Annotated in this window: 6 protein-coding genes; all 6 read left to right on the forward strand. The window is 69.1% G+C overall.

Features of this window, described 5'->3' with window-relative positions:
• A partial coding sequence (locus FL344_RS37420; RefSeq protein ID WP_228565649.1) for a site-specific recombinase occupies positions 1 to 2,114 on the forward strand: 2,114 nt, incomplete at its 5' end.
• A gap of 111 nt (positions 2,115 to 2,225) precedes the next feature.
• Positions 2,226 to 4,910, forward strand: coding sequence for an RND family transporter (locus FL344_RS37425; protein ID WP_141594543.1), 2,685 nt, complete (start codon positions 2,226 to 2,228; stop codon positions 4,908 to 4,910).
• 69 nt (positions 4,911 to 4,979) lie between these two features.
• Positions 4,980 to 5,576 carry an MXAN_6521/LA_1396 family lipoprotein gene (locus tag FL344_RS37430; protein ID WP_011556452.1) on the forward strand — a complete coding sequence of 199 codons (597 nt, stop codon included), beginning with the start codon at positions 4,980 to 4,982 and terminating at the stop codon, positions 5,574 to 5,576.
• Between the two features lie 11 nt (positions 5,577 to 5,587).
• Positions 5,588 to 6,082 (forward strand): MgtC/SapB family protein, encoded by a 495-nt coding sequence (locus tag FL344_RS37435; protein ID WP_141594542.1) that lies wholly within the window; start codon positions 5,588 to 5,590, stop codon positions 6,080 to 6,082.
• 162 nt (positions 6,083 to 6,244) lie between these two features.
• On the forward strand, positions 6,245 to 6,409 hold the full coding sequence (gene rpmG, locus FL344_RS37440; protein ID WP_011556454.1) for a 50S ribosomal protein L33: 165 nt from the start codon (positions 6,245 to 6,247) through the stop codon (positions 6,407 to 6,409).
• Positions 6,406 to 7,653 carry a zinc metallochaperone GTPase ZigA gene (gene zigA, locus FL344_RS37445; protein ID WP_141621871.1) on the forward strand — a complete coding sequence of 416 codons (1,248 nt, stop codon included), beginning with the start codon at positions 6,406 to 6,408 and terminating at the stop codon, positions 7,651 to 7,653. Before rpmG ends, zigA begins: the two co-directional genes overlap by 4 nt.
• Positions 7,654 to 7,675: the final 22 nt, after the last annotated feature.

Raw genomic sequence — 7,675 nt, forward strand, 5'->3', positions numbered from 1 at the left:
CCCCCGCCCCCAGGCAGCAGCCCTCCGCCCGCGAAGTGGACGCGTTCTGCATGCAGTACGCGCCCCGGGCACCGGGCCACTCCGCCGTGCGGGATTTGTACCGGTTGCTGTGCAACGTGCCCGAGGGCAGCCTGGAGGACCGGCTCCAGTGGGTGGAGCGCTGGATGCAGTGGCTGCGCGAGCGCATCCCCGCCCACGCGCTGGTGGACGCCTCCGAACCCGAGGCCTCCGCCGCCGACAGCCGGCTGGCCCTGATGGTGCGCGTGCTCGAAGGCGAGCCCGCCATGCGCGCCGCCCTCACGCGGCTGGTGGCCACCGTGTTCGAGGGCAGCCGGGGCCTCAAGCTCTTCGCCCAGGTGGGGCTGCCCGCCGGACAGGGCTTCTTCGCGGAGGCGTCGGACCGGCTCGCCCGTTCGCTGCTGCCCGCCCCTCCGGAGCCCGGCAAGCTGTCGGAGCTGCTGCTGCGCCTGTGCCCGAACCCGGACGACGCGGACTGGCTGGCACGGCTGTCCCCCGCGCGGCTCGCGCAGCTCGCGGCGCTGGTGGGCGAACCCGCGTCGCCAGAGCCCAAGCCCGCCGCCCGCGTGCGCGCGGATTTGATGGACGCGCTGCTGCTGCTGGCGGTGCAGGTGGCGGCCCTGGGCATGGCCGAGGACGTGCGCGACCGCAGCCCGGAGACGTCCTTCCGCGCCTCGCCCTTCCTGCGGATGCGGCTGGTCTGTGACGCGGTCCTGGCGCGCGACGCGGCGGCGGACACGCTGCGGGATTTATCGCAATGCGTCGCCGACTGCCGCCAGGTGGTGGGCAGCGTGTCACGCCACCTGGAGGACTCGGGCGTCAGCGTGGACCTGGTGTACCGGCTGGAGCGCATCCGCCGGGGCCTGGAGCGCATGGAGGCCATTGCCCGCGTGTTGGGGGCCCCTCGGGGCGAAGCGCGCTGGCGCGAGGCCATGACGCTGGTGTCGGACCTGCTGCGGCGCGCGCACGCGGACCGCTCCGTGGTGGAGCTGGTGAAGCGCAACATGCGGATGCTGGCGCGCAAAATCATCGAACGCGCGGGGCACTCCGGCGAGCACTACATCACCAGCACCCGCGAGGGCTTCCACGCGATGGTGCACTCCGCGGCGGGCGGCGGGCTCGTCACGGCGATGGCGGTGGCCGCCAAGATGCTCCTGTCGGGCCTGATGCTGGCGCCCTTCTTCTCCTTCCTGGCCGTGGGCCTCAACTACGCCCTGGCCTTCCTCCTCATCCAAGCGATGGGCTTCACCCTGGCCACCAAGCAGCCGTCCGTGACGGCGGCCACGCTGGCGGGCGCGGTGGGAGAAGGTGCCCGGGGGGAGCGGCTAGCGAGCCTGGTGGAGCTCATTCCGCGAATCACCCGCTCCCAGCTGGCGGCCTTCATGGGCAACCTGGGCGTGGTGGCCCCGGCGGCCATCGTGTTCGCGCTGGGGTACCAGTTCATCACCGGCAACACCTTCCTGAGCCCGGCCAAGGCCCAGGCCACGGTGGCCTCGCTGCACCCGTGGAAGAGCGGCACGCTGATATTCGCCGCCATGACGGGCGTCATGCTGTGGATGAGCAGCGTGGCGGGCGGTTGGCTGGAGAACTTCGTGGTGTACCGGCGGCTGCCCGAGGCGCTGGCCCACCACCGCGTGCTGCGGCGGCTCCTGGGGGAGGCGCGCGCCCGGCGGCTGGCGGACACCTTCCAGCACGCGGCCTCCGGCCTGGGGGCCAACGTGACGCTGGGCTTCCTGCTGGCCCTGGGGCCGTTGGTGGGCGGCTTCTTCGGCCTGACGCTGGACGTGCGCCACGTCACCTTCGTGCTCGGCTCGCTCTCCCTGGCGGGCACGGCGATGGGACCCGGCGCGGTGCTCCAGCCGGAGTTCCTGGCCGCGCTGGCGGGCATGGCCCTCACCGGCCTCATCAACTTCGGGGTGTCCTTCTCGCTGGCGCTGGGGGTGGCCGTCCGCGCCCGCGACGTCCCGGCCCGCGAGGCCCTGCCCTTCCTGCGCGCCGTGCTCTCGCACCTGGTGAAGCACCCGCGCTCGTTCCTTTTGCCTCCCAAGGAACCGGAAAACGACGTGCTGCGGGTCACCGCGCCGCCCGCCCACTGAGGGGGGCCCTGGGGCGCCCCGCCATGACGCGGGCGTCCGTGGCAGGGCAGCGACCTGGCGGCCGGGCTTTGCCTTTCGGGTCAGGGCGTTTGCCAGTAGGGTCGCCGCCGCATGAGCGGCGATAGAAATCCGAACTCCCACTCCCGTTTCGCCCAAGCCTTCGCCGGACTGCTGGTCCGCAGGCCCGGGGCGGTCCTCCTGGTGATGCTGGCCCTGCTGGCCGTGTCGCTGTGGGGGACGTCGAAGCTGCACATCAACTCCAACCAGCTCGACCTCATCTCCCAGGACCTGGAAGAGGTGAAGGACGTCAAGCAGGTCATCGACATGGTGGGCGGCAGCGGCTTCCTCATGGTCGCCCTGCGCTCGGAGGACGAGGCCGCGCTCAAGCGCACCGCCGACGACCTCGCGAAAATCATGCAGGACGACAAGGAGAACGTCCGCAACGTCTCCTACAAGCTGCCCGTCGAGTTCATCCAGCAGAACATGGTCCTCTTCGTGAAGACGGAGGACCTGGTCGAGGGCAAGCGCCGCATCATGGCGTTCCTGCGCGACAAGCTGAAGCGCAGCAACCCGTTCTTCATCGACCTGGGCGGCTCCAAGCCCGTCGAGCTCGACATGCAGGACCTGGTCGACAAGTACTCCTCCATTGGCAAGAAGAGCATCCGCGACGACTACAACATCTCCAACGACAAGAAGATGTTGATGCTGCTCGTCAAGCCGATGTGGGACAACACCGAAATCGGCAAGACGAAGGACTACCTCGAGCGGCTCAAGGGCCAGATTGACGCGTACTCCGCGCAGCCGGGCAAGGTGAAGCTGGTGGAGGACTACCAGCTGATGGGTGATGGAAAGACCATCGCCTACGGCTTCACTGGTTCCTACAAGACGACGGTGGATGACTCCTTCGCGATTGAAGAGTCGCTGGAGCCGGTGACGCTCATCGCCCTGGGCTCCATCTTCCTCATCACCATCATCTTCTTCCGCAAGCTGGCGCCGACCTTCCTGGTCGTCATCGGCACGGTGGTGGGCACGATTTATACGCTCGGGTTCACCTACGCGACGGTGGGCGAGCTGAACATGATTACGTCCATCCTGGGCGGCATCCTGCTCGGCTTCGGCATCGACTACGGCATCCACTTCATCTTCCGCACCCGGCTGGAGCTGGGCATGGGCAAGCCGTACGACGTGGCCATCCGGGACGCGGTGATGAACGCGGGCCGCCCGGCCGCGGTGGCCGCGGTGGTGACGGCGGGCTCCTTCTTCGTGCTGATGGTCAGCGAGTTCCGCGGCTTCAGCCAGTTCGGCTTCCTGGCCGGCGCGGGCACGCTCATCCTGGGCCTGACGCTGTTCTGCTGGAGCGCGGCGATTCTGGCGCTGGCCGGCCGCCTCAACCCGGAGCTGCCCCAGAAGCTCATCGGCGTGATGAAGCCGCCTCCCACCAACTCCGTCACCACGGGCAAGGAGCTGCGCATCCCCAAGCCGAAGATGGTGCTGGGCATCAGCACGGCCATCGTCGCGCTCATCTGCGCCGCCGCGGTGCCCTGGGCCGGCTCGGAGGAGCCGCCCAAGGGCGTGGAGCTGGGCTTCTTCGAGCGCCTCAAGTACGGCGTGAGCTTCAACTACAACACCCGCGCGCTCATCCCCGACGGCATGTCGTCCGTGCTGCTCCAGGACGAAATCAACGAGCGCTTCAACATCTCCAGCGACCCGATGGCCATCTACACCAAGGACCTGGACGAGGCCGAAGGTGTCTACCGGGAGCTGACGCAGAACGCGCACAACTACCCCTCCATCGACCAGGTGGTGAGCATCTTCACCTTCGTGCCCCCGGCGGAGACGGCCGCGGCCAACGCCAAGGTGCTGGAGGAGTGGAAGGCGGAGATGCAGCAGTTGGAGGACGAGGGCTTCTCCGTCGCCGCGCTGCCGCCGGAGATGCAGGCCAACGCGGACTTCTTCAAGAAGGTGCTGGACGCCAAGCCCTTCGACGTCCACGGCGTCCCGGCCAACTACACCGCGCAGTTCCGCAACCTGCCCTCCGCGAAGCCGGAGAACCACGGCTACCTCACGTACATCTACGCGAGCGTGGACCTGATGGACGGCCAGAAGATGCTGAAGTTCTCCGACGAGACGAAGGTCATCAAGGCCACGTACACGCCGGGCAGGTTCGACCAGGACGCGTGGGACCCCAAGGCCCCCACGGTGGAGAAGGAGTTCCGCGCCGCGGGCGCCACGCAGCTCTACGCGCGGCTGGCGCGCATCGTCCTCTGGGACGGCAAGGTCACCGTGGTGCTCACCGCGCTCTGGATTCTGGCCATGCACTTCCTGGACTTCCGCAACGTGAAGCTGGCGCTGGCGTCCGTGATTCCGCTCGGCGTGGGCGTGGCGATGATGCTGGGCATCATGGCGCTGACGGGGCTGCGCCTGAACTTCATGAACATCATCATCCTGCCCATCCTCCTGGGCTTCGGGGTGAGTCACGGCCTCTACCTGCTCCATCGCTTCCTGGAGGGCACCTCACCCCTGGTGGCCCTGCGCAGCGTGGGCGCGGCCGTCGCGTCCTCAACGCTCACGGCGGTGGTGGCCTTCGCGGCGCTGCTGGCCGCGGCCCACAACGGCCTGCGCTCCATGGGTCTGGTAGCGTGCATTGGCCTCATCACCACGCTGGTGGTGTCCTTCACGGTGCTGGCCGCGGTGATGCAGCTCATGTACGACCGGCGTCAGCGCGAGTCGGGCGCGTCCTCCGGTGAGGGCGGCTCGACTGGCGGCGGCAAGGACTCCGAGCCGAAGGCGGCCTGAGCCGTCTGGCCCGGGCGTGCACCTGAAGGAGGCCCCCTTCCCGCGGAAGGGGGCCGGGAGAGGGACATCATGATGAAGCGACTGTTGCCCGTGCTCGGGCTGGGCCTGCTGTCCGGATGCTCCGCGGTGAAGAATCAGCGGCTGCGCAGTGACTACGACACGGTGGACAAGCACCAGGTGAAGCGCCTGGTGGTGGTGACGCAGCCGCTGCCCGACGGCAAGGTCGCCGTGGGCGAGCTGTGGAGCCTCATCGCCCGTCAGTGGGTGAACCAGAACCGCGACTTCCTGGTGAAGGAGAGCGCGGCGCTGCCCGACGTGCCCACGGACGCCACGTTCAAGACGCTGTGCGTGGAGGGCCTGGAGGGCGTGCTCTGGCTGTCCCCGCAGATTCAGCTCCGAGGCAGCGGCGCGGAGGCCGCGGTAAGCGCGAAGCTGGTGCGCTGCCGCGACGGTGAAGAGGTCTGGTCCGCCGACGCCGCCGGGAGCTGGAACTCCAAGGACGAGGACTACGAGCAGCGCGTGGGTCAGTACGTCCAGGAGCTGGGTGAAGAAGTGGCGCCCTACGTGGTGCCGTCCAGCAAGCTGCTGACGGCCACGCTGGCCACCTTGCCCAATCCCGAACTGAGCGAAGCGGACAAGGACGAGAAAATCGAGCTGGGTGAGTAGGCTCCCCGTTCGTGGATGAGCAGATTGTCGCGCTGAGATTGGCCCTGGCCGCCCTGCTGGGGGGCGTGCTGGGCCTGGAGCGTGAGGTGCGCGGCCAGGCGGCCGGGCTGCGCACCCACATCCTCGTCTCCCTGGGCGCGTGCTGCTTCACGCTGGCCAGCGTCTTCATCGAAGTGGCGTTGGGCCCTGACACCCCCGAGGGTACCCGGGGCGACATCAGCCGCATCGCCAGCCAGGTGGTGGTGGGCATCGGCTTCCTCGGCGCGGGCGTCATCCTGCGCCACAACGGACAGGTGAAGGGCCTGACGACGGCGGCCAACCTCTGGCTCACCGCGTCCGTGGGCCTGGCCGCCGGCCTGGGCTTCTACTTCGCCGCCGTCACCACCATGACCATTGCCCTGCTGTGCCTGGCGGGCCTGCGTCCCCTGGAGCGCGCCATCCGGCGCTACCGGAAGCGGCTCAGCACGACTCGCGCCCCGGACGCGGACGAAGACGCCGAGGCCTAGCGGCGCGCGCGCCCCGGACGACCGGCCCACGCAGTTGCTTGCGCCATAAACGCAACCCAGATACAACAACACCCAACACATCAACACCGCCATCCCGGCGTGACTCCGCGGCAGCGCATCGTCGCGGCATGCCCTGTCATGTCCGCGCGGCCGGAGCCCACCATGCCCAAGGGAAACCGCACCATCATCCATCTCGTGTCGTCGGCGGGGACTGGCTACGTCTACACAACGACGAAGAACAAGCGGAAGTCGCAGGAGAAGCTCCAGCTCAGGAAGTACGACCCGCGCGTGCGCAAGCATGTGCTGTTCGTGGAGGGCAAGCCATGACGGCGCCCGCGGCCACGGCCCGGCTGCCGGTGACGGTGCTCTCTGGCTTCCTGGGGGCAGGCAAGACGACGCTGCTCAACCACCTCCTCCAGAACCGGGAGGGCCTGCGGGTGGCGGTCATCGTCAACGACATGAGCGAGGTGAACATCGACGGCCGGCTGGTGAAGACGGGCGGCGGCGCGCTGAGCCGGGTGGACGAGAAGCTGGTGGAGCTGTCCAACGGCTGCATCTGCTGCACGCTGCGCGAGGACCTGCTGCTGGAGGTCTCCCGGCTCGCCCGGGAGGGCCGCTTCGACTACCTGCTCATCGAATCCACCGGCATCTCCGAGCCGCTGCCCGTCGCGGAGACGTTCACCTTCACGGACGAGCAGGGCCAGGGCCTGTCGGACGTCGCGCGGCTGGACACGCTCGTCACGGTGGTGGACGCCCTCAACTTCCTGCGGGACTGGAGCGCCGCGGATGACCTCGCCGCGCGCGGACTGGCCGCGGCGGACGAGGACGAGCGCACCGTGGTGGACCTGCTGGTGGAGCAGGTGGAGTTCGCGGACGTGCTCGTCCTCAACAAGACGGACCTCGTCCCGGCGGAGGAGCTGGCCCGGCTGAAGGACATCCTGCGCAAGCTCAACCCGGACGCGCACCTCGTCACCTCCGAGCGGGGCCGCGTGCCGCCCTCCGCTGTGCTCAACACGGGCCGCTTCGACTTCGAACGCGCGCGGCGCGCCCCGGGCTGGCTCAAGGAGCTGCGGGGCGAACACACGCCGGAGACGGAGACCTACGGCATCCGCAGCTTCGTCTTCCGCAGCCGCGTGCCCTTCCACCCCGCGCGGCTGTGGGACTTCATCCACGAGAGCTGGAAGGGCGTGCTGCGCTCCAAGGGCTTCTTCTGGCTCGCCACGCGGATGGACATCGCGGGCGTCTGGGCCCAGGCGGGCGGCGCCTGCAGCTTCGAGCCCGGCGGCGTGTGGTGGGACGCGATGCCCCGCGCCGAGTGGCCGGAGGATGCCCAGGCGCGCGCCGACATCGAGCGCGAGTGCGTGGGCCCACACGGCGACCGGCGGCAGGAAATCGTCTTCATCACCCAGGACGCGAACCACGAGGAGATGGCCCGGCTGCTGGAGGCCTGTCTGCTCACGCCGGAGGAGCTGGCGCGCGGTCCCCAACACTGGGCGCGTCTGGAGGACCCATTCCCCGAATGGCAGGTGCAGCGGACGGACGCGCCCGATGAGGCCGAGGAGCACGCCTGATGCAGCCCGCCCTCCGCCCCCT

Origin of the sequence: Myxococcus sp. AB036A (assembly GCF_006547355.1) — a bacterium.
Taxonomy (GTDB): Bacteria; Myxococcota; Myxococcia; order Myxococcales; family Myxococcaceae; genus Myxococcus; species Myxococcus virescens.

Bases quoted from the DNA above. Each gene is read 5' to 3' on its own strand.
- FL344_RS37425 (WP_141594543.1), top strand. From the start codon at position 2,226: ATGAGCGGCGATAGAAATCCGAACTCCCACTCCCGTTTCGCCCAAGCC.
- FL344_RS37430 (WP_011556452.1), top strand. From the start codon at position 4,980: ATGATGAAGCGACTGTTGCCCGTGCTCGGGCTGGGCCTGCTGTCCGGA.
- rpmG (WP_011556454.1), top strand. From the start codon at position 6,245: ATGCCCAAGGGAAACCGCACCATCATCCATCTCGTGTCGTCGGCGGGG.
- zigA (WP_141621871.1), top strand. From the start codon at position 6,406: ATGACGGCGCCCGCGGCCACGGCCCGGCTGCCGGTGACGGTGCTCTCT.